This is a genomic window from Pseudomonas sp. B21_DOA, from assembly GCA_030544685.1.
Classification (GTDB): Bacteria; Pseudomonadota; Gammaproteobacteria; order Pseudomonadales; family Pseudomonadaceae; genus Aquipseudomonas; species Aquipseudomonas fluorescens_AO.
Map to the genome: position 1 here is coordinate 2,096,892 of CP086683.1, position 24,192 is coordinate 2,121,083.

General features: G+C 60.5%; 14 protein-coding genes and 4 pseudogenes. 10 read left to right on the forward strand and 8 right to left on the reverse strand.

The annotated features are described in order from the left end of the window. The first annotated feature begins 58 nt into the window (after positions 1 to 58). From lepA to pdxJ, 6 genes are all read left to right on the forward strand, one after another. Entirely contained in the window at positions 59 to 1,855 is a 1,797-nt protein-coding gene (gene lepA / locus LJU32_09535; protein WKV90386.1) for a translation elongation factor 4, read from the forward strand. A 9-nt stretch (positions 1,856 to 1,864) separates the two neighbouring features. Next, the gene (gene lepB / locus LJU32_09540) at positions 1,865 to 2,719 is read left to right on the forward strand and encodes a signal peptidase I (protein ID WKV90387.1); all 855 of its coding nucleotides are present in this window, start codon (positions 1,865 to 1,867) and stop codon (positions 2,717 to 2,719) included. A 169-nt stretch (positions 2,720 to 2,888) separates the two neighbouring features. Next, positions 2,889 to 3,578, forward strand: a complete 690-nt coding sequence (rnc, locus tag LJU32_09545) for a ribonuclease III (protein ID WKV90388.1) — start codon at positions 2,889 to 2,891, stop codon at positions 3,576 to 3,578. Further along, a complete protein-coding gene (gene era, locus LJU32_09550) occupies positions 3,571 to 4,473 on the forward strand; it encodes a GTPase Era (GenBank protein WKV90389.1) in 903 nt (300 codons plus the stop codon). Before rnc ends, era begins: the two co-directional genes overlap by 8 nt. A 168-nt stretch (positions 4,474 to 4,641) precedes the next feature. Then, positions 4,642 to 5,331, forward strand: coding sequence for a DNA repair protein RecO (gene recO / locus LJU32_09555; protein WKV90390.1), 690 nt, complete (start codon positions 4,642 to 4,644; stop codon positions 5,329 to 5,331). A 39-nt stretch (positions 5,332 to 5,370) separates the two neighbouring features. Beyond that, complete coding sequence (gene pdxJ / locus LJU32_09560; protein ID WKV90391.1) at positions 5,371 to 6,114, forward strand: pyridoxine 5'-phosphate synthase; 744 nt, start codon at positions 5,371 to 5,373, stop codon at positions 6,112 to 6,114. Positions 6,115 to 6,240: 126 nt separating this feature from the next. Here pdxJ and mltF read toward each other — a convergent pair. Continuing rightward, a pseudogene (gene mltF, locus LJU32_09565) lies at positions 6,241 to 7,700 on the reverse strand (membrane-bound lytic murein transglycosylase MltF). Between the two features lie 285 nt (positions 7,701 to 7,985). Between mltF and purL the strand changes: the two are divergent. The 3 genes and pseudogenes from purL to LJU32_09580 all read left to right on the forward strand — a co-directional run bounded on the left by purL (position 7,986) and on the right by LJU32_09580 (position 13,874). Then, positions 7,986 to 11,881 (forward strand): annotated as a pseudogene (gene purL, locus LJU32_09570) (phosphoribosylformylglycinamidine synthase). After that, entirely contained in the window at positions 11,859 to 12,197 is a 339-nt protein-coding gene (locus tag LJU32_09575; protein WKV90392.1) for a YqfO family protein, read from the forward strand. The pseudogene purL and the gene LJU32_09575 overlap by 23 nt, the downstream one beginning before the upstream one ends. Before the next feature lie 1,315 nt (positions 12,198 to 13,512). After that, positions 13,513 to 13,874: pseudogene (locus tag LJU32_09580) on the forward strand (DUF6124 family protein). Positions 13,875 to 14,047: 173 nt separating this feature from the next. Here LJU32_09580 and LJU32_09585 read toward each other — a convergent pair. The 3 genes from LJU32_09585 to LJU32_09595 are packed head-to-tail and all read right to left on the reverse strand — an operon-like array spanning position 14,048 to position 17,138. Next, entirely contained in the window at positions 14,048 to 14,920 is an 873-nt protein-coding gene (locus tag LJU32_09585) for a membrane-targeted effector domain-containing toxin (GenBank protein WKV90393.1), read from the reverse strand. Beyond that, entirely contained in the window at positions 14,893 to 15,855 is a 963-nt protein-coding gene (locus LJU32_09590) for a membrane-targeted effector domain-containing toxin (GenBank protein ID WKV90394.1), read from the reverse strand. Before LJU32_09590 ends, LJU32_09585 begins: the two co-directional genes overlap by 28 nt. Further along, complete coding sequence (locus LJU32_09595; protein ID WKV90395.1) at positions 15,792 to 17,138, reverse strand: hypothetical protein; 1,347 nt, start codon at positions 17,136 to 17,138, stop codon at positions 15,792 to 15,794. Before LJU32_09595 ends, LJU32_09590 begins: the two co-directional genes overlap by 64 nt. 45 nt (positions 17,139 to 17,183) lie before the next feature. On the opposite strand from LJU32_09595, the gene LJU32_09600 reads away from it, so the two are divergent. Beyond that, the gene (locus LJU32_09600; protein WKV90396.1) at positions 17,184 to 17,525 is read left to right on the forward strand and encodes a hypothetical protein; all 342 of its coding nucleotides are present in this window, start codon (positions 17,184 to 17,186) and stop codon (positions 17,523 to 17,525) included. On the opposite strand, the gene LJU32_09605 is transcribed toward LJU32_09600, so the two are convergent. The 4 genes and pseudogenes from LJU32_09605 to ptsP all read right to left on the reverse strand — a co-directional run bounded on the left by LJU32_09605 (position 17,480) and on the right by ptsP (position 24,172). Beyond that, complete coding sequence (locus LJU32_09605; protein ID WKV90397.1) at positions 17,480 to 19,435, reverse strand: hypothetical protein; 1,956 nt, start codon at positions 19,433 to 19,435, stop codon at positions 17,480 to 17,482. The two genes, LJU32_09600 and LJU32_09605, sit on opposite strands and share 46 nt — an antisense overlap. After that, positions 19,387 to 19,719 carry a hypothetical protein gene (locus tag LJU32_09610; GenBank protein ID WKV90398.1) on the reverse strand — a complete coding sequence of 111 codons (333 nt, stop codon included), beginning with the start codon at positions 19,717 to 19,719 and terminating at the stop codon, positions 19,387 to 19,389. Before LJU32_09610 ends, LJU32_09605 begins: the two co-directional genes overlap by 49 nt. Positions 19,720 to 19,920: 201 nt before the next feature. Next, a complete protein-coding gene (nagE, locus tag LJU32_09615) occupies positions 19,921 to 21,636 on the reverse strand; it encodes an N-acetylglucosamine-specific PTS transporter subunit IIBC (GenBank protein ID WKV90399.1) in 1,716 nt (571 codons plus the stop codon). 23 nt (positions 21,637 to 21,659) lie between these two features. Next, positions 21,660 to 24,172: pseudogene (gene ptsP, locus LJU32_09620) on the reverse strand (phosphoenolpyruvate--protein phosphotransferase). Between the last annotated feature and the right edge of the window lie 20 nt (positions 24,173 to 24,192).

The window sequence follows — 24,192 nt, forward strand, 5'->3', positions numbered from 1 at the left end:
TACAATTCCCGGCTATTTTTCGGCGGGCCAAGCCTGCAGCCTTTTTGAGTGTTGATCCGTGAGTGATTTGAGTCATATCCGCAATTTCTCCATCATCGCCCACATTGACCATGGCAAGTCGACGCTGGCTGACCGTTTCATCCAGATGTGCGGCGGCCTGGCCGAGCGTGAAATGGAAGCCCAGGTACTGGATTCCATGGATCTTGAGCGTGAACGCGGGATCACCATCAAGGCCCATAGCGTTACCCTCTATTACAAAGCCAAAGATGGCATCACCTACCAGCTGAACTTCATTGACACCCCGGGCCACGTCGACTTCACCTACGAAGTCAGCCGTTCCCTGGCCGCGTGTGAAGGCGCCTTGCTGGTGGTCGATGCGGGGCAGGGCGTAGAAGCCCAGTCCGTGGCCAACTGCTACACCGCCATCGAGCAGGGCCTGGAGGTCATGCCGGTGCTGAACAAGATCGACCTGCCTCAGGCCGAGCCGGATCGCGTCAAGGACGAGATCGAGAAGATCATCGGCATCGACGCTACCGACGCCGTCACCTGCAGCGCCAAGACCGGCCTGGGTGTCGACGAAGTGCTCGAGCGTCTGGTACACACCATCCCTGCGCCGACCGGCAACATCGAAGATCCGCTGCAAGCGTTGATCATCGACTCCTGGTTCGACAACTACCTGGGCGTTGTTTCCCTGGTACGCGTGCGCCATGGCCGTGTGAAGAAGGGCGACAAGATTCTGGTCAAGTCCACCGGCAAGGTGCACCTGGTCGACAGCGTCGGCGTGTTCAACCCGAAACACACCGCCACCGTTGATCTGAAGGCCGGCGAAGTGGGCTTCATCATCGCCAGCATCAAGGACATTCACGGTGCACCGGTCGGTGACACCCTGACCCTGAGCTCCACGCCAGACGTTCCGGTGCTGCCGGGCTTCAAACGCATTCAGCCACAGGTTTACGCCGGTCTGTTCCCGGTCAGCTCCGACGACTTCGAGGATTTCCGCGAAGCGCTGCAGAAGCTGACCCTGAACGACTCGTCGCTGCAGTACACCCCGGAAAGCTCGGACGCCCTGGGCTTCGGCTTCCGTTGCGGCTTCCTCGGCATGCTGCACATGGAAATCATCCAGGAGCGCCTCGAGCGCGAATACGACCTGGACCTGATCACCACCGCGCCGACGGTAATTTTCGAGCTGGTGCTGAAAACCGGTGAAACGATTTATGTCGACAACCCGTCGAAGCTTCCGGACGTGTCGGCGATCGAGGACATGCGCGAGCCAATCGTGCGCGCCAATATCCTTGTACCGCAGGAACACCTGGGCAACGTCATCACCCTGTGCATCGAGAAACGCGGCGTACAGGTCGACATGCTGTTCCTCGGCAATCAGGTGCAAGTGACCTACGACCTACCGATGAACGAAGTGGTTCTGGACTTCTTCGACCGTCTCAAATCCACCAGCCGCGGCTATGCTTCGCTGGACTACCATTTCGATCGTTACCAATCGGCTAATCTGGTGAAACTGGACGTGCTGATCAACGGCGACAAGGTCGATGCCCTGGCATTGATCGTGCACCGTGACAATTCGCACTTCAAAGGTCGCCAGTTGACCGAGAAGATGAAAGAACTGATTCCTCGTCAGATGTTCGACGTGGCGATTCAGGCCGCCATTGGTGGTCAGATCGTGGCCCGGACAACCGTCAAGGCGCTCAGAAAGAACGTATTGGCCAAATGCTACGGCGGTGACGTCAGTCGTAAGAAGAAACTGCTCGAGAAGCAGAAGGCCGGTAAGAAACGCATGAAACAGGTCGGCAACGTGGAAATTCCACAGGAAGCCTTCCTCGCCGTGCTCAGGTTGGAATAATCAGGTCCTATGTCGCTAAATTTCCCGCTGTTGCTGGTCATCGCCGTGTTCGTCTGCGGCCTGTTGGCGTTGCTCGATCTGCTGTTCCTGGCGCCGCGTCGGCGGGCTGCCATTGCCTCTTATCAAGGCAGTGTCAGCCAGCCCGAGCCTGTGGTGGTCGAGAAACTGAACAAAGAGCCGCTGCTGGTCGAATACGGCAAGTCGTTCTTTCCGGTGCTGTTCATCGTGCTGGTGCTGCGTTCGTTCCTGGTGGAGCCGTTCCAGATTCCGTCCGGCTCGATGAAACCGACCCTGGACGTCGGCGACTTCATTCTGGTGAACAAGTTTTCCTACGGCATCCGTCTGCCGGTGATCGACAAGAAGATCATCGAAGTCGGTGACCCGCAGCGCGGCGATGTCATGGTGTTCCGCTACCCGAGCGACCCGAACGTCAACTACATCAAGCGTGTGGTCGGCCTGCCGGGTGACACGGTGCGTTACACCGCCGACAAGCGTCTGTTCGTCAACGGCGAATCGATTGCCGAGAAGATGGTCGGTGCCGAAGCGGGTTCGCTGGGCAGCGCGGAGCTCTATCAGGAAAAACTCGGCGCAGCCGAGCACCTGATCCGCAAGGAAATGAGCCGCTACCGCGCGACCCCGGATCGTTCGTGGACAGTGCCTGCCGGGCACTACTTCATGATGGGCGACAACCGCGACAACTCGAACGACAGCCGCTACTGGGATGATCCGAACATTCCCAAGGACCTGCTGGGCATGGTTCCCGACAAGAATATTGTCGGCAAGGCCTTCGCGGTCTGGATGAGCTGGCCGGAGCCGAAACTCAGCCACCTGCCGAATTTCTCGCGGGTCGGCCTGATCAAGTAATCAAACACGGCGCTGTTGACCACAGCGCCGAATGCATTTCTGGAGCCGGCACAATCGGCTTCGCAATCGCCAGGATTTATTTTTTGAACACAGCGTTAATTGTCCCAGGCCTGCGCCGTACCCCGGCGATGGCAGTGGAAACCAGCCACGAACTCAGCGTGGGTAAACCGTGAGCGTTTCTCTAAGCCGTCTCGAGCGCCAGCTCGGTTACACCTTCAAGGACCAGGAGCTGATGCTGCTGGCCCTCACGCACCGCAGTTTTGCCGGGCGCAACAACGAGCGTCTGGAATTCCTCGGTGATGCCATCCTCAACTTCGTTGCTGGCGAGGCGCTGTTCGATCGCTTCCCGTTGGCCCGCGAAGGCCAGTTGTCGCGTTTGCGCGCACGCCTGGTAAAAGGTGAGACGCTGGCCGTACTGGCTCGCGGTTTCGACCTCGGTGATTATCTGCGTCTGGGTTCGGGTGAACTGAAGAGCGGTGGTTTCCGCCGTGAATCGATTCTCGCCGATGCCCTCGAAGCCCTGATCGGTGCGATCTACCTCGATGCCGGCATGGACGTCGCCCGCGAGCGCGTGCTGGCGTGGCTGGCCGGCGAATTCGAAGGCCTGACCCTGGTCGACACCAACAAGGATCCGAAAACCCGCTTGCAGGAACACCTGCAATCGCGCGGTTGCGAACTGCCACGCTACGAAGTGGTGGATATCCAGGGCGAACCGCACTGCCGTACCTTCTTCGTCGAATGCGAAGTGGTCTTACTGAATGAAAAAAGCCGAGGTCAGGGTGTGAGCCGTCGTATTGCCGAACAGGTAGCGGCCGCCGCAGCACTGATTGCCCTGGGCGTGGAGAATGGCAATGACTGATACAAACGCAACTCGCTGTGGCTACGTTGCCATCGTCGGCCGTCCCAACGTCGGCAAGTCGACGCTGCTCAACCACATCCTCGGCCAGAAGCTCGCGATCACCTCGCGCAAGCCGCAGACCACCCGCCACAACATGCTCGGGATCAAGACCGAGGGCGACGTGCAGGCGATCTACGTCGACACCCCGGGCATGCACAAGGGTGGCGAAAAGGCCCTGAACCGCTACATGAACAAGACCGCTTCGGCGGCGTTGAAAGACGTCGACGTGGTGATCTTCGTCGTCGACCGTACCAAGTGGACCGACGAAGACCAGATGGTGCTCGAGCGTGTGCAGTACGTGACCGGCCCGCTGATCGTCGCGCTGAACAAGACTGATCGCATCGAAGACAAGGCCGAGCTGATGCCGCACCTGAGCTGGTTGCAGGAACAGCTGCCGAACGCGCAGATCATCCCGATTTCCGCGCAGCACGGGCACAACCTCGAAGCGCTGGAAAAGGTCATCGCCGATCATTTGCCGGAGAATGATCACTTCTTCCCGGAAGACCAGATCACCGACCGCAGCAGCCGTTTCCTCGCTGCCGAACTGGTGCGCGAGAAAATCATGCGCCAGATGGGTGCCGAGCTGCCGTACCAGATCACCGTCGAGATCGAAGAGTTCAAGCAGCAGGGCAAGACGTTGCACATCCACGCGTTGATTCTCGTCGAGCGTGACGGTCAGAAGAAAATCATCATTGGCGACAAGGGCGAGCGCATCAAGCGCATCGGCACCGAAGCGCGCAAGGACATGGAGCTGCTGTTCGACTCCAAGATCATGCTCAACCTGTGGGTCAAGGTGAAGGGCGGCTGGTCCGATGACGAGCGTGCGCTGCGTTCGCTGGGTTACGGCGACCTGTAAAAACGCGGTTGGCGCAACACCGAAGAAACCTGTGGGAGCGAGCTTGCTCGCGAAGGCGTAGTGCCAGCCGACATATTTGTTGACTGTCACCCAGCATTCGCGAGCAAGCTCGCTCCCACATTGGTTTTGGGGTGAATATAGAACCGCGTTTTCATCAATGAGAGCTCCATGTCCTCAACACCACCTCCCGCGCAACCGGCCTACGTTCTGCACAGTCGCGCCTATCGCGAAACCAGCGCACTGGTCGATTTCCTCACGCCGCAAGGTCGGCTGCGGGCGGTGTTGCGCAGTGCGCGGGGCAAGGCTGGAACATTGGCGCGGCCGTTTGTGGCGCTGGAGGTCGAGTTCCGTGGCAAGGGTGAGTTGAAGAATGTCGGGCGCATGGAGAGCTCCGGCACCTCGGCCTGGCTCAACGGCGAGGCGCTGTTCAGCGGTCTCTATCTCAACGAGTTGCTGATTCGCCTGCTGCCCGCCGAAGACCCGCATCCCGCCGTATTCGATCACTATGCTGCGACCCTGTTGGCGCTGGCCGAGGGGCGGCCGCTGGAGCCGTTGCTGCGCTCCTTCGAATGGCGTCTGCTGGATGATCTTGGCTACGGCTTTTCCATGAATACCGATATGCACGGTGAGCCTGTGGCACCTGACGGTCTCTATCGCCTGCAAGTCGATGCCGGTCTCGAAAGGGTGTATCTGCTGCAACCAGGCTTGTTCAACGGTACCGAACTGCTGGCCATGGCCGAAGCCGACTGGTCGGCGCCCGGTGCGCTGTCGGCGGCCAAGCGTCTGATGCGCCAGGCACTGGCAGTGCATTTGGGCGGGCGTCCGCTTGTCAGTCGCGAGCTGTTTCGCAAGCCCTGATATGCTGTGCGCCGAATCTCTCAATCCAGGAGCGCATCCGTGACCAGCAGCAATCGCATTCTTCTCGGCGTGAACATCGACCACGTCGCCACCCTGCGTCAGGCCCGTGGCACGCGCTATCCGGATCCGGTCAAAGCGGCGCTGGATGCAGAAGAGGCGGGCGCTGATGGCATCACCGTGCACCTGCGTGAAGACCGTCGGCACATCCAGGAGCGTGACGTGCTGCTGCTCAAAGATGTGCTGCAAACCCGCATGAACTTCGAAATGGGCGTCACCGAAGAAATGATGGCGTTCGCCGAGCGCATTCGCCCGGCGCATATCTGCCTGGTTCCGGAGACCCGTCAGGAGCTGACCACCGAAGGCGGTCTGGATGTGGCGGGGCAGGAAGAGCGCATCAGGGCTGCGGTCGAGCGGTTGTCGAAAATCGGTAGCGAAGTGTCACTGTTCATCGACGCCGACGAGCGCCAGATCGCCGCCTCCAAGCGCGTCGGTGCGCCGGCCATCGAGCTGCACACCGGGCGTTACGCCGATGCCGAAACCCCGACTGAAGTGGCAGAAGAGCTCAAGCGCGTCGCTGATGGCGTGGCATTTGGGCTGGCGCAGGGTCTGATCGTCAATGCCGGGCATGGCCTGCATTACCACAACGTTGAAGCTGTGGCGGCGATCAAAGGCATCAACGAACTGAACATTGGCCATGCGCTGGTGGCGCATGCGTTGTTCGTGGGCTTCAAATCTGCTGTGTCGGAAATGAAGGCGCTGATTCTGGCGGCGGCCAAGCACTGAGCAGCTACACAAACCCCTGTGGGAGCGAGCCTGCTCGCGAAAACGATGTATCAGTCAAAGATAATGTCGACTGACACGACGCTTTCGCGAGCAGGCTCGCTCCCACAGTTGGATTTGAGGTGTGGGTTAAAGCGGGGCGGGTTCTTGCGCCGGTTTTGACTTGTCGATCGCCGGCACATGCAGGTTGCCCTCGGCCACCTGATCGCCTTCAAGCTGCGGCTGGGTTACCCAGGTCAGGATGTCGTAGTAGCGCCGGATGTTCGCTACGAAATGCACCGGTTCGCCACCCCGGGCGTAGCCGTAACGGGTCTTGCTGTACCACTGTTTCTGCGACAGGCGCGGCAGGATTTTTTCACGTCCAGCCACTTGTCCGGATTCAAGCCTTCCTTCGCCGCCAGTTTGCGCGCGTCGTCCAGATGGCCGCTGCCGACGTTGTACGCCGCCAAGGCAAACCAGGTGCGGTCCGGTTCCTGGATCGAATCGTCCAGCTGATCCTTCATATAGGCCAGGTACTTGGCGCCGCCCATGATGCTCTGCTTGGGATCGAGGCGGTTTGACACACCCATCGCCTGCGCGGTGTTCTGAGTCAGCATCATCAAGCCGCGCACGCCGGTTTTTGACGTCACTGCGGGCTGCCACAGCGATTCCTGATAACCGATGGCAGCCAGCAGGCGCCAATCGACTTTCTCTTTCTTCGCGTAATTCTTGAAGTGCTGTTCGTATTTCGGCAGGCGCTGCTGCAAATGCTGGGCGAAGGTGGTGGCGCCCATATAGCCGAGGACATCAACGTGGCCGTAGTAGCGGTCTTTCAGGCGTTGCAGGGTGCCGTTTTTCTGCACCTTGTCCAGATAGGCGTTGATTTCATTGAGCAGGCTGTTGTCCTCGCCCGGACCAACCGCCCAACTCTGACTGCGCGCGTCACCGAGATCAAAGGCGACGCGGATGTTGGTGAAGTACACCTGGTTCATCGCCACTTCGTTGGAGTCGACCAACGTCAGGTCAATCTGGCCCTCATCGACCATGCGCAGGAGATCGACCACTTCAACCGCGTCGGATTCTTCGTATTCGATGCCGGGATATTTCTGTTTCAGCCCGGCCAGTTGCTCGGCGTGGGTGCTGCCCTTGAGCACGGTGATCTTCTTGCCGACCAGATCCGCCGGATCGGTTGGCCGCGACTGGCCGTTGCGGTAGATGATCTGCGGGGTGACTTCAAGGTAGGAATGGGAGAACCGCACCTGCTTCTTGCGTTCATCGCTGCTGACCAGACCGGCCGCCGCGAGCACCGGGCCGTTCGGCTTGCCGATCTGATTGAACAGGTCATCGAGATTGTCAGCGGTCTCGATCTTCAACTCGACACCCAAATCGTCGGCGAAACGCTTCACCAGCTCGTATTCGAAGCCGGTTTCGCCGCTGCGATCCTGAAAGTAGGTGGCGGGGCTGTTACGGGTAACCACCCGCAGCACACCGTCCTCCTTTACGCGCTCGAGTGTGTTGGGTTTATCAACACAGCCACCGAGCATCAGGAAGAGTCCGGTTGCGATCAGCCATTTGGCGTATCGCGGACGCAAAGCCGTTGGGAAAAACATCTGCGCAGTATACGCAAACGGCCACGGGCGCCATATCTCGACAGCGTAGGACTAGTCTGCTAGCGATCACAAATCCGAACGAAATCCCTTGAATACGGGCCTTCAGGGCATTTTGTTACAGTAAAAATAAGCCGCGCTGAAACGCTCGATTTACCTGACCCCGAAGGCAGAAACACAGATTGCTACCCGAGTGCAACCGTGCGTAGCGTTTCGGGTGATGTTGAGGTCGGTTTAGGCTAGAATGCACGGCCTCAAAGCACACCCCTTCCCGAGGCTGTCCCGAAGATGTTGATCCTGCGCGGCGCTCCTGCCCTTTCTGCCTTTCGCCACAGCAAACTCCTTGAGCAACTGAGCCAGAAGGTTCCAGCTGTCAGTGGCCTGTATGCTGAATTCGCTCACTTCGCCGAAGTCACCGGCGTCCTGACCGGCGACGAACAGCAGGTGCTAGCGCGCCTTCTGAAGTACGGCCCAAGTGTTCCGGTTCAAGAGCCGACCGGCCGTCTGTTTCTGGTGTTGCCGCGTTTCGGCACCATCTCGCCGTGGTCGAGCAAGGCCAGCGACATCGCCCGCAACTGCGGCCTGAGCAAGATCCAGCGCCTGGAACGCGGTATCGCCTTCTATGTTGCAGGGCAGTTCAGCGAAGCCGAAGCCCAACTGATTTCGGACGCCCTGCATGACCGCATGACCCAGATCGTGCTGGCCAACCTCGAGCAGGCCGCCGGTCTGTTCAGCCACGCCGAGCCAAAGCCGCTGACTGCAATCGACATCCTCGGTGGCGGTCGCGCCGCGCTGGAGAAGGCCAACACCGAGCTGGGCCTGGCCCTGGCTGAAGACGAGATCGACTATCTGGTCAACGCCTTCAATGGTCTCAAGCGCAACCCGCACGACATCGAACTGATGATGTTCGCCCAGGCCAACTCCGAGCACTGCCGCCACAAGATCTTCAACGCCAGTTGGGACATTGACGGCCAGAGCCAGGAAAAAGCCTGTTCGGCATGATCAAGAACACCTATCAGATGCACAGCGAAGGCGTGTTGTCCGCTTATAAGGACAACGCTTCGGTGATCGTCGGCAACGTTGCCGGCCGCTTCTTCCCGAACCCTGAAACCCGCCAGTACGGCGCGGTGCAGGAGCCGGTGCACATCCTGATGAAGGTTGAAACCCACAACCACCCGACCGCGATTGCTCCGTTCCCGGGTGCATCGACCGGTTCCGGCGGCGAGATCCGTGACGAAGGTGCAACCGGTCGCGGCGCCAAGCCCAAGGCCGGCCTCACCGGTTTCACCGTATCGAACCTGCAGATCCCGGGCTTCGAACAGCCGTGGGAAGTGCCGTACGGCAAGCCTGAGCGCATCGTCACCGCGCTGGACATCATGATCGAAGGCCCGCTCGGCGGCGCCGCGTTCAACAACGAATTCGGGCGTCCGGCGCTGACTGGCTACTTCCGTACCTTCGAACAATCGATCACCACTCCGCACGGTGACGAAGTGCGTGGTTACCACAAGCCGATCATGCTCGCTGGCGGCATGGGCAACATCCGTGAAGAACACGTCAAGAAACGCGAGATCGTTGTTGGTTCGAAGCTGATCGTGCTCGGCGGCCCGGCGATGTTGATCGGTCTGGGCGGCGGCGCGGCTTCGTCGATGGCCACCGGCACCAGCTCGGCGGATCTGGATTTTGCTTCCGTGCAGCGTGAAAACCCTGAAATGGAGCGTCGTTGCCAGGAAGTCATCGACCGTTGCTGGCAACTGGGTGACAAGAACCCGATCAGCTTCATCCATGACGTCGGCGCAGGCGGTCTGTCCAACGCCTTCCCGGAACTGGTCAACGACGGCGATCGCGGTGGCCGTTTCGAACTGCGCAACATTCCCAACGACGAGCCGGGCATGGCCCCGCACGAAATCTGGTCCAACGAATCCCAGGAACGTTACGTTCTCGCGGTTGGCCCGGCTGATTTCGAGCGTTTCAAGGCGATCTGCGAACGCGAGCGTTGCCCGTTTGCCGTAGTCGGTGAAGCCACTGCCGAGCCGCAGCTGACCGTGACCGACAGCCACTTCGGCAACAACCCGGTGGACATGCCCCTGGAAGTGTTGCTGGGCAAAGCGCCGCGCATGCACCGTTCGGTGGTTCGCGAAGCTGAATTGGGCGATGACTTCGATCCGTCGAACCTCGACATCAGCGAGTCCATCGAACGCGTTCTGCATCACCCGGCCGTGGCAAGCAAGAGCTTCCTGATCACCATCGGCGACCGCACCATCACTGGCCTCGTCGCCCGTGACCAGATGGTCGGCCCATGGCAGGTGCCGGTGGCTGACGTTGCCGTCACCGCCACCAGTTTCGACGTCTACACCGGTGAAGCCATGGCGATGGGCGAGCGTACACCGCTGGCTCTGCTGGACGCGCCGGCCTCGGGCCGCATGGCCATCGGCGAAACCATCACCAACATTGCCGCCTCGCGCATCAACAAGCTCTCCGACATCAAACTGTCGGCGAACTGGATGTCCGCTGCCGGCCACCCGGGCGAAGACGCGCGTCTGTACGACACCGTAAAAGCGGTCGGCATGGAACTGTGCCCTGAGCTGGGCATCACCATTCCGGTGGGCAAGGACTCGATGTCCATGGCCACGCGCTGGAACGATAACGGCGAAGACAAGACCGTCACCTCGCCGATGTCGCTGATCGTGACCGGTTTCGCGCCAGTGGCTGACATCCGTCAGACCCTGACTCCGGAACTGCGCATGGACAAGGGCACCACCGACCTGATCCTGATCGACCTCGGTCGCGGGCAGAACCGCATGGGCGCCTCGATCCTTGCGCAAGTCCACGGCAAACTCGGCAAGCAAGCTCCGGATGTCGATGACGCCGAAGACCTCAAAGCCTTCTTCGCCGTGATCCAGGGCCTCAACGCCGACGGTCACCTGCTGGCGTACCACGACCGTTCCGACGGTGGTCTGCTGACCTCCGTGGTGGAAATGGCCTTCGCCGGCCACTGCGGTCTGAGCCTGAACCTGGACAGCGTTGCCGAATCCGCTTCGGAAATCGCCGCGATCCTGTTCAACGAAGAACTCGGTGCGGTGATCCAGGTTCGCCAGGACGCCACCCCGGACATTCTCGCGCAATTCAGCGCCGCCGGTCTGGGCGACTGCGTGTCGGTGATCGGTCAGCCGATCAACAATGGCCAGATCAACATCACCTTCAACGGTGACACCGTGTTCGAAGGCCAGCGTCGTCTGCTGCAACGTCAGTGGGCCGAGACCAGCTACCAGATCCAGCGTCTGCGCGACAACGCCGACTGCGCCGAGCAGGAATTCGACGCGCTGCTGGAAGAAGACAACCCGGGCCTGAGCGTCAAGCTCAGCTACGACGTCAACCAGGACATCGCCGCGCCTTACATCAAGAAAGGCATCCGCCCACAGGTTGCCGTGCTGCGTGAGCAGGGCGTCAACGGTCAGGTGGAAATGGCCGCCGCTTTCGACCGCGCCGGTTTCAGCGCGATCGACGTGCACATGAGCGATATCCTCGCCGGCCGTGTCGATCTCAACGAGTTCAAAGGCCTGGTGGCCTGCGGTGGTTTCTCCTACGGCGACGTCCTCGGCGCCGGTGAAGGCTGGGCCAAGTCGGCGCTGTTCAACAGCCGCGCCCGCGATGCGTTCCAGGGCTTCTTCGAGCGTAACGACAGCTTCACCCTCGGGGTGTGCAACGGTTGCCAGATGATGTCCAACCTGCACGAGCTGATTCCGGGCAGCGAGTTCTGGCCGCACTTCGTGCGCAACCGCTCCGAGCAGTTCGAAGCGCGTGTGGCGATGGTGCAGATCCAGGAGTCGAACTCGATCTTCCTGCAGGGCATGGCCGGTTCGCGCATGCCGATCGCCATCGCCCACGGTGAGGGTCATGCCGAGTTCGCCAGCGAAGAGGCACTGCTGGAAGCTGATCTGTCCGGTTGCGTGGCGATGCGTTTTGTCGACAATTACGGCAAAGTCACCGAAGCCTATCCGGCCAACCCGAACGGCTCGCCGCGCGGGATCACCGGCCTCACCAGCCGTGACGGTCGCGTGACGATCATGATGCCGCACCCGGAGCGTGTGTTCCGTGCGGTGCAGAATTCGTGGCGTTCGGAAGACTGGAACGAAGATGCACCATGGATGCGTATGTTCCGTAATGCGCGTGTGTGGGTTAACTGATCGTCGTGTACAAGCTGGCGTTTTTGTTCCCGACAGCCATGTCGAGGTGGTCAAGGGCGCTGTGTTCGCTGCCGGTGGTGGGCGGATCGGTGACTATGACCATTGTGCCTGGCAGGTGCCTGGCCTGGGCCAGTTTCGACCGTTGGACGGCAGTCAGCCGTTTATCGGTCAGGCGGGGCAGGTTGAGCGGGTTGAGGAATGGAAGGTTGAGCTTGTCGTTGCGGATGAGTTAATTGTGGCTGTTGTGGCGGCGTTGAAGCTCAGTCATCCGTATGAGACGCCGGCTTATGAGGTGTGGCGGCTGGAGGATTTCTGATCTTCTTTGCTGCTTGAACGTGAAACCCGCAGATGAGGGATTGTCTGTGGGTTTTTTGTTGGCCTTGGTTTTATTTTGATTTGGGTGAATATCCGTTTTTGCGGTGCTGCGGCTCGCGGTTTCGCCTGACGGCGACTTACTTTTTACAAGCGCCAAAAAAGTAAGCAAAAAACGCTAGCTCCTGCGTTCGGCCCTCGCAGGCTCGGGTTCCTTCGCTGCGGGATCGATCCGGGCGCAGCGGCTACGGTTTGCTGCGCTGCACCTCCTTCCGCTGTGTTCGACTTCGTCGAACGGTCGCTGCGCTCCCGCGCCCGGATCAATTCCTCCACTCAGCCTTCCGACGTCGCCGGTGGATCAGGATCAAAAGCACTCGAGCTAACGCTCATTGTGTAGGAGCTGCCGAAGGCTGCGATCTTTGCTCTTGCTTTTCTGTGGGAGCGGGCTTGCTCGCGAAGGCGGCCTGGCAGCCGACCTGTTTCTCGCTGAATGCTTGCGATCAAACTGTGGGAGCGGGCTTGCTCGCGAAGGCGGCCTGACAGCCGACCTGTTTCTCGCTGAATGCTTGCGATCAAACTGTGGGAGCGGGCTTGCTCGCGAAGGCGGCCTGACAGCCGACCCGTTTCTCGCTGAATGCTTGCGATCAAACTGTGGGAGCGGGCTTGCTCGCGAAGGCGGCCTGGCAGCCGACCTGTTTCTCGCTGAATGCTTGCGATCAAACTGTGGGAGCGGGCTTGCTCGCGAAGGCGGCCTGACAGCCGACCTGTTTCTCGCTGAATGCTTGCGATCAAACTGTGGGAGCGGGCTTGCTCGCGAAGGCGGCCTGACAGCCGACCCGTTTCTCGCTGAATGCTTGCGATCAAACTGTGGGAGCGGGCTTGCTCGCGAAGGCGGCCTGACAGCCGACCCGTTTCTAGCTGAATGCACCCGATCACAATTGTAGGAGTGAGCCTGCTCGCGATGAGGCCCATCCAGGCGCCCGAGAATTGGCGATTGTTTAAATCTGGTAACCAATAACCCGAACCTTCCCACAACGTTTTCAGGTTGTCCGTCGGACGTGCGATCTCTAGTCTTTTCCCGTCGCTGCGAATCAGCGATCGGGAGTGAGATCCCCGGATAGCTTGCAACTGGCGCCAGCACCACGATAATTGGCGCCAGCTCAATCTGCTGCCTGCTTTATGGCGGCTGTGTGCGGGCAGACTTCGGTCTGGCCGGTTGCCTGCTCCGGTGGATCTCACCTCGCACATAGCTGCCACCTATTCGCCGCGTGAGATCCGGCGATCGATGGCTGCCCATCAGCATCAGCAGGAGAAGCATTTTGGATAAGGTCGTCCCCGACCCACCCCTCGAACCCACCACCCCCTCGAACAAACCATCCGCGCCGACGACCTTGCGAAAAACCGCGAAGCGATCAAGCGCGCTCTGGATTTTTACCTGTGCCCACAGCCGAGCAAGGCGTGCCCGCCCAGCACCATGTTCCTCATCCAGCCCGACGTCGACACCGAGACCCTGCTGGCCCACGCCTGTGAATCCCTCGCTTCAGCCAACACCCTGGCCAGTGATTTCGCCGATCAGCTGGGGCGACCGCAGCGCAATACGGCGCTGGCGATTCAGCAGATCATCATGCTCGCTGAGCTGGCGGTGAACCGTGCGCTGGATCGGGTGGATCCTCGCGCCTGAAAAGCAGGCATCATCCAGGCGATAAATGGCGCGCGGCTTTGAGCTCGGCATTCAACGCCGGATTCCAAGCCAAAAAACCACCGGGCCATCAAGCCCGGTGGTTTTCCATAACGTGCAATCGCACTGGCGTCACTTCACCTGGGTCAGCTTCACATCTGCTGCAAGCATATCGGTCAGCGTTTCCAGGTATTTGAATAGCTGGTCTTTTTCCCCCAGCGATCAATGAACAACAAGCCTTGGTCATTGACTTGAATCGGCGTGACAACGATCTCGTCAGTCCTGGACTTATGCACCACGCTGGCGCTGCGGGTGTCTGCGTTCTCGATCAGGAAGTGCCCGCGTTGGGTCAGTCTGCTACGACTGACCGATGGCGTCGCGACAGGCTTTTTCCTCCCGGGGACGGCCACTTCCATCAGAAAGTCGCTGTTCAGGGCCCTTACGATGTCGCGCTTGCCGCTGACAAATTCCCACGTGCCGCGGTGAATGTCTCTGGCCAGTTCAGGCGCTGTGTCGCGTACGTGCAGGCTGACGGCTGAAAGAGTATCGGCCAGACCTGGCACTCCTAGATTGTAATTGGTGTGCGCACTGCCGATGAGGGCCAGCCATTTATGCGGTCCGTTTGCCAGTTGATCAGCATTGATCACCTCGGTAGCGAAATAGCTGAACATCTCGTTTCGCGAAATATCCTCGTCATAGATGCCCTTGAGGTGGTAAGAGGCTGTGCAATCGAGGGCCCTGATGCGAATTTTGTATTTGGCCGCCGCCTGGAAGACCGCGGTGTACGTATCGTTGCCTTTATAAGTGGGCATGTGTCCATGATCCTGAGCACGCAGATACGCCTTTAGCCTGTCCGGCATGTGCTGGTCTCGTAGAAAAATATTCAGATCGGCCTGGTGCAGGTCGGTGAGCAGGTGCTCCACATACAACGTGTCATACCCCGCTTCCTTGAGTGCTTTCATGTGCTTTATCAGCAGCGCTTTGCTTGCCACATCGCCGTGGGCTTCGCCGATCAGCAGATTTAAATCCCCGTCGCGCAACTGCTGCAAAAAGCTTCGAATGTGCAGTCGGAGGTGAGCACCGGCAGGATTGGCGCGTCTGGAGGGTCGAAATCGGTAAAAGCGTTTCTGGCTGTTGTCTCCAGACGATTGCGCTGGGCGAGGAAAGCGTCGTAGGCCTTTCTTTCACGGGGTACTCTTGGGGCGTAGTGCGAATCCAGGGACTTGGGCTGAGGCAACATGTCGGCGATGGCGTCGCGCAACGGCGCGGCAATATCGAATTCGCTGAAGTGATCAACAGGGGTGCTAGCGGCTGCGGGCCGGGAAACTGGCCGGGGCGCCTTGTACGTACTTGGCATTTGTACGAGGAAGTCACCTTGCGCTTTCGCTTCTCCGACGGTGGCACCGAGCGCATCCCTGCTTACGCGTGCGGGTTGATACAAGTCGACATCTTCGACACGCACGGCAACGGCATCATGCAGGTCGGCCAGGCCCGGGGTCTTGTCGAAGGTGCACATGCGTGACTGTTCGGTGAGGACGATCCAGCGTTCCTGCGGCGCATCGGCGATATCGGCAGCCAGGGCCTTGTGCGAGTAGAAATTGCGGATGCTATTACTGCGGGGCGTCAGTGGCGATACTCCTGACAACACCATGGCGTGCTCCAGTTGGTAACTGGTTGAGGCGTCCAGCGCACTGATTTTAAAGCCCTTTTCCCGAGCCGTGCGTACCAGCCCCAGATAGGAGAAGGCGGCGTCCTCCTCGTGCCCAAGTGCCGCATCCATGGTTTTCAGATGGTTTTTGATATTTCTCCAGCTTCCACCTTTGTTCATTTTTTCCAGCTTGGGATGGAAAACATCGCCCGCCAGATATTCCACATAGAGACGCTTGAAGCCACTGGCAGCGAGCGCGTCCAGATTCTCGATCAGCAGTTGTTTACTGGCGATCGAACCGGGTTGGGCGCCGATGACCAGATTTTTCCCTTGCACGCATCGCTGGTGATCAACTGTGCAAATGTGCTGTCGGCGGCAACGTCAGCGACCTGAGCGCGAGCGGGCAACGGAGCGAGTTCAGCGAAATGTCGGGTGGCGTCTGTGGTGAGTGTTTGCACTTGCTCCAGGTAGACACTGCGTGTCTTGGAAAATCGCTTGACAGTCTCGGTAAGTATTGAATGTGGCAACGCCATGAAAGCCGCGCTGTTTTTGAGGGCCTCACTTCTGGACTGCGGATCCATTACTTTTTTGACGTTGTCCCAATGTTCGGGCGCAACACCATAGTCTTTATGCGGCCCCGGCGTTTCTGGAACAGCGTCATATTTTGGCGCGCCGCCGGCCACACCGCTGCGCACCATCATGCCGTCCGCGTTGCGCACGGTGAGGATGCCCGTCGACACCAGCTCCGGGCTACCGGGCACAGTGGTGTACAACAAATAACGGCCGAGCGCGTCGGATTGGTGACTGGCCCAATAGAGCTTGCCCCTGAACATCACCGTACCCATGTCATCCCGCTGCGGTGTGGCTGCAACCCGGTCAATCAGCGTGACTGTCTGTTGCTGCTCTATGCTGGCGGCCCTGGCGGTCTGGCGCAGCGGTCGGTTGAGCGGTTTGAGTGAACGCAGGGCGGGACGCAGATCGGTCAGCACTGCGCCGGCGCTGTTGAACAGGTAACCAAGCAGATGCATGAACGCTTCGCCCTGTTCACCCTGGCGATACGCGTGCAGCGCCAGCATGGCGTCCTTGAACGCCAGCAACAGGCCAGTGCTCAGGCTCAACAAAGGAAAAGGCGCGGTCGCGATGGCGGTAACCCATTCGACACAGGTCCAGACCAGGCTGCTGATCATCTGTGCCCGGCTGGTGGTGGTGGCGTGGACATCATCGATCTTGCGTTGCAGCTTCATGTCATACAGGACATCACGCAGATCCTTGACCGGATCCACCGACGTCGTCGAGTCATACCGGGCTGGACCTGGCGTGGTTCGGTTGATCTCCTGTGGCAGGTTCTTTTTGGCCGTTTCCAGAAACGTACGGACCCGCTTCTGAGCCTGAACCCCGACCCTGACTGTCAGATATTCGATCAGCCCATCGGTCTGCTTGAGCAGGTAATTGAACAGCCGCGCTTCGCGAAAAGCGACACCGTCGGGGGCATCCGGGGTGTAGAGCAGCGCCGGCTGTTTGTCGTGGCTGAACAACCAGGTATCGATGACCCATTCACCGTCAATCATCAGCCGGTGGATCGGATAGCGAGTGCGCGTTGGCGGTGAAGTGTCGTCCATGCTGGCGATGCTCCGCTCCAGCCATTGCCGATCGCTGGAGCTGATATGCCCCTGCAGTTGGCATTCCAGGGCAGCGCTTTTCATCTGCCGCTGAGTAATGGCCAGAAGGGTGCTGCGCCGGAGCACATAGCCTTCGCTGGCTGGACTTTGGAGTTCGGCTTTGACTTTGTCGGTATAGCGCTTGCCAATCCAGACCCCGGTGACCGAGCGTGCGACATTCTCCGGGGTGAGGTTGCTGACATCGACACCCTTCGGACCTTTGAAGCGTGCCGATCGGGAAAATTTTGCATCGAGGAAACCGATCCCGTCGGCATAGCCGTCACGATACAGCTCGGTGTAGGTCAGCGGCTTGGGGTCAACGCCGGAATGATCGACATCGGAGAGTAGGCCCAGACGGTGTCCGGGTCGACATCATTGTCCGGGCGTTTGAGCAAGCGGTTCAGGCTGATCTTTGCCTGCTCGTGCACGAAAGCATCGAAGGCCGGAAAGCGGCTGCCGGATAACGGATGCGTGGCAAATGCGCGCAACGTGTTCTCGGCGCCTTCGGTCAGGGTCGTCAGCTGTCTGCGGTGGGCGGCGGTGGTCTGGCGATACCATAGCGGCGTGCTGAAGTCGTAGTCATCGATTCGCGTCGACAGCACGTGCTCAGCCATTGCGCGCAGGCAATCGAGATGGCTGCCACAGTGCTCGAAGGTGACCTTTTTGTATTCCATGGCTTCAGGCTTGAAGCTCAGCGCGGACAGTACCTTGCGCATACTCGGACGAAAGCGCATTGGCGCGCGATTGAGCAGGTAGCCAGCCATGCTCTCGGAGTCATTGAGGCTCTTCGCCCAGTCGAGCACGTGGGTCTGGCATTCGACTTCGCTGTCGAAAGCCTGGAACTGCCGGTCGCGTGGCGCTTGTGGAGTACACAGCAATACGCGTTTCACGGTGCCAGTGGCGCTGGACTCGCGCAGTACCCACAGATCCTGCAATTGTGCGCCGTGCAAGGACAGTGTTGCGGCCTGCAAGTGAAGGTCACTGGCGTTGCGCAGTCGCTGGATCATTTGTACGTCGCTGTCGAGCAGATGCCCCTGCAACATGGCGCTGTAGGCCAGGGCGACGATCCTTTGGTCGAGCATATGCTCGATGGCTGGTCGGGCGGTACGTCGGGCATGCATGTCGCGCTGCAACTGAGCGAAGTCGACGCGAGGCTGCAAGTCGATCGCCTGCTCGATCAGCCAGGCGGGCGTCAGGTCGGCGAATTCCAGCGGCAGGGGCGCATGGTCATACGTGAGCGTGGTGTGCCTGAGGAATTCCGACCCCGGCAATTCATCGCCGGTGTGCGGGCCTCGCAGCGACAGGTCGAGCAGGCTGCGCTGATGAGCATAGACGCCGAATCCAGGCACGCGCCGATCAGTGCTGATCTGCAGTTTATCGATGTCCAGATCGTCGATTTCCAGGTCATCGCTCAGACGCTGCAGCCATTGTTCGCGAGCGAGCGCCGTCAGGCTGACCAGCGGCCCCATCAGGTCGAGCAGTTTCTGTCGCGCCTGTTGATAGTTGCCGACATGCTCTGCCAACTCGGTTTGCCGCGTAGCACTGGCGCTGCGAAACCAGTCCGGTGCGCTGTTACGCAAATGCCGTTCGAACAGGGTCTGGGCACGCAATTCGAGGCGCGGGGTGAGCTCCGGTAGCGCAGCGGCGATGGCACGGTCGAGGGCGGCGCGCAATTGCGCCGGGTCCTGTTGTGGATTGTCGACGAAGCTCAACGCCCGTTCGATGTCTTGCGTGCGTTTATCGGCGAGGGTGTCACAGGCGCGCTCGAACAGCGGCTGACTGTCGATCAACGACAGTTGCAACGGCCAGATGCCGGCTGCGCTCAAGTCGTGATATCGCACGGGCAGCATTTGTCGGAATTCCTCGCGGCTGGCGGGGTGTTGCAGGTAGTGCAGCAGCCGGGCATCCAGATCTTCCAGCGAGTTGAAGGCTTCGATCCCTCGCGCAGGGGTGAACAACAGCACGTCGCCGACGTTTTGTGTGGTGACCAGACCATCGAGCGTCGGGCTGCTTTTTTCAGTCACCACAAAGGCACCGGCGAGTTCGATGGTTTGCCCTTGGTAGCTGAACTGCACAGCGTAGGCTGCCGGTCGCAGGGCCGGGCCCAGGGTGAGTTTTTCCAGCAACGCGCCGGCGTCGGGGTGCAGCAGACGATCTTTTACAGCCTGCCGCGCCTCGTGCTCGAGCGCGGTGAATCCTGCATCGTAGGTCAGAAAAGACTTTGCGGATTTTCCGTCGATCTGGTCACGCAGATCCATGTCGAGCAGTGTCGTATCGAGGTTTTTTTCAGGTCCGCCAGCAAGGATTTGCCGCTGCTGCTCTCTAGATCGCTGTCGGCCAAGGCCTGATACAGCGCACGGCTGCGCCGCACAAACTGCTCGCGATGGCTCTTGAGCAAGCCGTTGATGCGGTTCAGACAGGCTTGTTCGGTCGTGGTTTTCTGCTCTGGCAGCAGCGCGGTTTCGAGATTGAAAAAGTGATGCCCGATCTGATTGAGATCGCTTCTGATCTCATCGAACGTCGGGGCGGTGGATGTGCTCATGGGCACGCTCTCCATGCGTGTGGGATGAACACCGAGCATGCCGAGGGTGCGCGAGAGGAGGGTGGTAGATATGTATTGCTTTGCCGGCGGAAAAATAGCCCGCCGTGCGTGTTGCGCTTTGTCGCACGGCGGGCCACAGGCCGATGTTTTGAACCATGGAAGCGAGCCTGCTCGCGACGCGGCCCGCCAATCACCGCCGGTTCAAACCTGCGCGTTGATTTCCCGGCGACTGACCAACCCTTCGATCGCTGCACTCAGACTCGCCGCTTTCTCGCCAACCAGCAGATGCCAGACGCCACCGTCCAAATGGCTGACGCCCATACATCCCAGCGCTTTCAACTGCGCCTCTGACAACGCCTTGCCGTCGGCCAGTTGCAGGCGAATGCGGGTCATGGCGATGCAATCGAGTTGCAGCACATTGTCGCGACCGCCCAGTGCATCCAGCCATTGCTGCGCCTCGTTGCGGGTAAGCGCAACGCTCTTCGGCTCATCGGCAACCACTGCGGTTTCCACCAATGCTGTTCGGCCCAGCGCAGGCATGGCCAAGCGAATCTCATCGGCAATGCTGTCAGCAAGCGGCCCGACCACGACCTGCAAACTGCCGCCCTTGCCCGGGCGCACCACGGCCATCGCGCCCAGCGCTTTTAGTTCGGCATCCGAGGCTTTGTTGCGATCGACCATCTCCAGGCGCAGTCGGGTCGTGCAGGCGCCGACGGTGAGCAGATTCTCTGCGCCGCCCAGGGCTTTGATATACGCACTGGCGCGTTCGGTTTCCGAGAGCACGGCTTTTTCGGCGCTGGCGACGTCTTCGCGCCCCGGTGTCTTCAGATTGAAGCGGCGGATACAGAAGTCGAAGACCAGGTAATAGACGACCGCATAAGCCAGCCCGACCGGCACCACCAGCCAGCCATTGGTCGACTTGCCCCAGCCGAGAATCATGTCGATGAAGCCACCGGAAAAGGTGAAGCCCAGATGAATGTTCAAGCCGTTGGTGATCGCCATCGACAGCCCGGTCAGCAGCGCGTGCAGGAGGAACAGCAGCGGCGCGAGAAACATGAAGGCAAATTCGATTGGCTCGGTAACACCGGTGAGAAACGAGGTCAGCGCCATCGACAGGAAGATCCCGCCCATCACCTTGCGCCGCTCCGGCAAAGCGTTGCGGTACATCGCCAGGCACGCGGCGGGCAGGCCGAAGATCATCATCGGGAACATGCCGGTCATGAACTGGCCGCCCTTCGGATCGCCGGCAAAATACCGCGACAGATCGCCGGTCACCAAGGCGCCCGTGGTCGGGTCGGTGAAGTTGCCGAAGACGAACCACGCCATGTTGTTGAGGATGTGGTGCAGGCCGGTGACGATCAGCAGGCGGTTGAACACGCCGAAGACGAAGGCGCCGAGGCTGCCGCTTTCCATCATCAGCGCGCCGAACGCGTTGATGCCCTGCTGGATCGGCGGCCAGATATAGCCGAACAGCACGCCCAGACCCACCGCCGCGAACCCGGTGACGATCGGCACAAAACGCCGGCCACCGAAGAACGCCAGATACTCCGGCAGCTTGATGTCCTTGAACCGGTTGTACAGCGCACCGGCCATCAGGCCGCTGACGATTCCGGCGAGCATGCCCATGTTGATCGTCGAGTCGAGCACCTTGAGCGTGGAGATCATCACCAGATAACCGATCACCCCGGCGAGGCCGGCGGTGCCGTTGTTGTCCTTGGCAAAACCGACGGCGATGCCGATGGCAAAGATCATCGCCAGGTTGGCGAAGATCACTTGCCCGGCATCGTGAATGATCGCGATGTTCAACAGGTCCGTGTCGCCCAGGCGCAGCAGCAGGCCGGCAATCGGCAGGATCGCGATCGGCAGCATCAGCGCGCGGCCCAGGCGTTGCAGGCCTTCGATGAAGAGTTGGTACATGGCGTTTGTCCTTTTTGTTTTTGTTAGCGCAGAGGCCAATGTTGATGACAGGCGTGGCGAACGGCGGCGGCGCTGGACAGCTTGAGCAAGTCGCGGCTCAGGCGCTGACATTCGGCTTCATGCAACTGACGTACGCGGTCCTTGATTTCACCGATCTGCACCGGGCTCACCGACAGTTCGGTGACGCCCAGACCCACCAGCACCGGGGTGGCCAGCGGGTCGGAGGCGAGGGCGCCGCAGACACCGACCCAGCGCTTGTGCACCGCCGCGCCTTCGCAGGTCATGGCGATCAGACGCAGCAACGCGGGGTGCAGGGCATCGACCCGCGCCGCCAGCCCGGCGTGGTCGCGGTCCATGGCCAGGGTGTATTGCGACAGATCGTTGGTGCCGATCGAGAGAAAGTCGGCGTGTTCGGCCAGTTGTTCGGCTTGCAGCGCGGCGGCGGGGACTTCGATCATCACGCCGATTTCCGGGCGCTCGGCAATGCCCAGTTCAAGGCGCAAGGCATCGACGCGCTGGCGGATGTGCAGCAGTTCGTCGACCTCGGTGACCATCGGCAACAGAATCCGGCAACGCGACAACGGCTTGACCTGCAGCAGCGCGCGCAGTTGCTGATCGAGAATTTCCGGCCGCGCCTGGGCCAGCCGAATGCCGCGCAGACCGAGCACTGGGTTGGCCTCGGCGGGCAGCGGCAGGTAGTCGAGTTGCTTGTCGCCACCGACGTCGATGGTGCGGATGATCACCGGCTTGTCGCCCATGGCATCGATCACCGCTTGATAGGCGCTGCGCTGTTCTTCGACGTCCGGTGCCGTCTGGCGATCAACGAAGAGAAACTCGGTGCGCAACAGGCCGACGCCATCGGCACTGTTGGCAAAAGCGTCTGCTGCTTCGTTGCTTGAGGCGACATTGGCGACCACTTCGATGTGCACGCCATTGCGCGTTTCAGCGGGCAAATGGGCTTTGGCCTGTTGGCTTTCGCGACGCTGCTGGCGCTGGATTTGTGCCTGCTGTACTTCGCTCAGGCGCTCGGCGTTTGGCGTCAATTCGAGGCGCCCGTCGTCAGCGTCGAGCACCACGGCCTGATCTTGCGGTTGCTCGAGCAATTGCGCGCCCAAAGCGACGATGCACGGCAGACCTTTGCCGCGTGCCAGTATCGCTACGTGCGAGGTCGCGCCACCTTCGGCCATGCACAACCCGGCGACACCTTGCGCGCTGAGTTGCAGCAGATCCGACGGCGTCAGTTCGTGGGCGGCAACGATGGCGCCGGCCGGAACCTGATATTGCCAGGCCTCGCCAAGCAGGGCGCGCAGCACGCGTTGCTTGAGGTCGCGCAAATCGTTGGCACGTTCGGCCAGCAGCGGACTGCCGGTGCCTTGGAGCATGTCGCACTGGGTGTCGATCGACTGACTCCAGGCATGGGTCGCTGCGGTGCCTTGTGCGATGAATTGCTGCGCGGCGTCGAGCAGGGCCGGGTCTTCGAGCAGCGCCATGTGTGCAGCGAAGATCGCTTCTTCGTCGGCGTTCTTGTGCTTTTTCGCCTGGGCGAGGGTGGCGGCGATTTCGCTGCGCACCGCGTTCAATGCCGTTTCAAGCGTCTGCTGCTGTTGCACTGGATCGTGATGGCCCGCATCCGCCGGTAGAGTTATCGCGTTCAGGCGAAACAACGGCCCGGCGACCAGCCCCGGCGCCGCGCAAACACCGTGCAACACGCCAGCCTCGGCCGGGCGTTTCAGCGCGGCTGTGGTGGTCGGCGCTTGCGCGTGATGATCGTCCGGCAGCGCCGTTGCCAATGCGCTGAGCAGAGCTTGCAATGCGGCATCGGCGTCCGGCCCTGACAACTGACCTGCACCTCATCCTGCTCACCAATCGCCAGCCCCATCAAACCGATCAGACTGTTGCACGGCGCCGATTTGCCGTTGAAGTGCAGCTGTGAGTGTCTGCTGAAACCCTGGGCGGTCTGGCGGATCAGCGCAGCGGGGCGCGCATGCAGGCCACCGCGATGAGCGACCTGCACTTGACCACGAACCTCAGGCCCGCCGCTTGTATCGGTATTCGCCGCGACAACATTGCGCGCGATGATGTGCAGCAGCGGCTCGCCGACTTTCACTGTTTTGAGGGTGATCGGCCGTACCTGAAAATCCGCGCTGTTGGTCAGGATCAACAGGCTGACCAGGCTTTTGCAGTGCTGGCCGACCTTGTCCAGGTCATAGCGCAGCAGCGGCTGACCGAGGCTGACGCGATCGCTTTCCTTGACCAGCATGGCGAAACCTTCGCCATTCAACTCAACGGTGTCGAGGCCCAGGTGCAAGAGGATTTCCGCACCGTTGTCAGCGCGCACGGTCACTGCGTGGCTGCTGCGCGCAACGTGGATGACCACGCCGGCGCAGGGCGCATACAGCGTGTCGTTGAGCGGGTCGATGGCGATGCCGTCGCCCATCGCGCCACTGGCGAACACCGCGTCCGGGACGTTGGCGAGCGCCAGCACGGGACCGCTGAGCGGGGCGCTGAGGGTCAGCTCTTTATTGTTGTCGGGCATGGCTGGGTCTCATCAGGTGT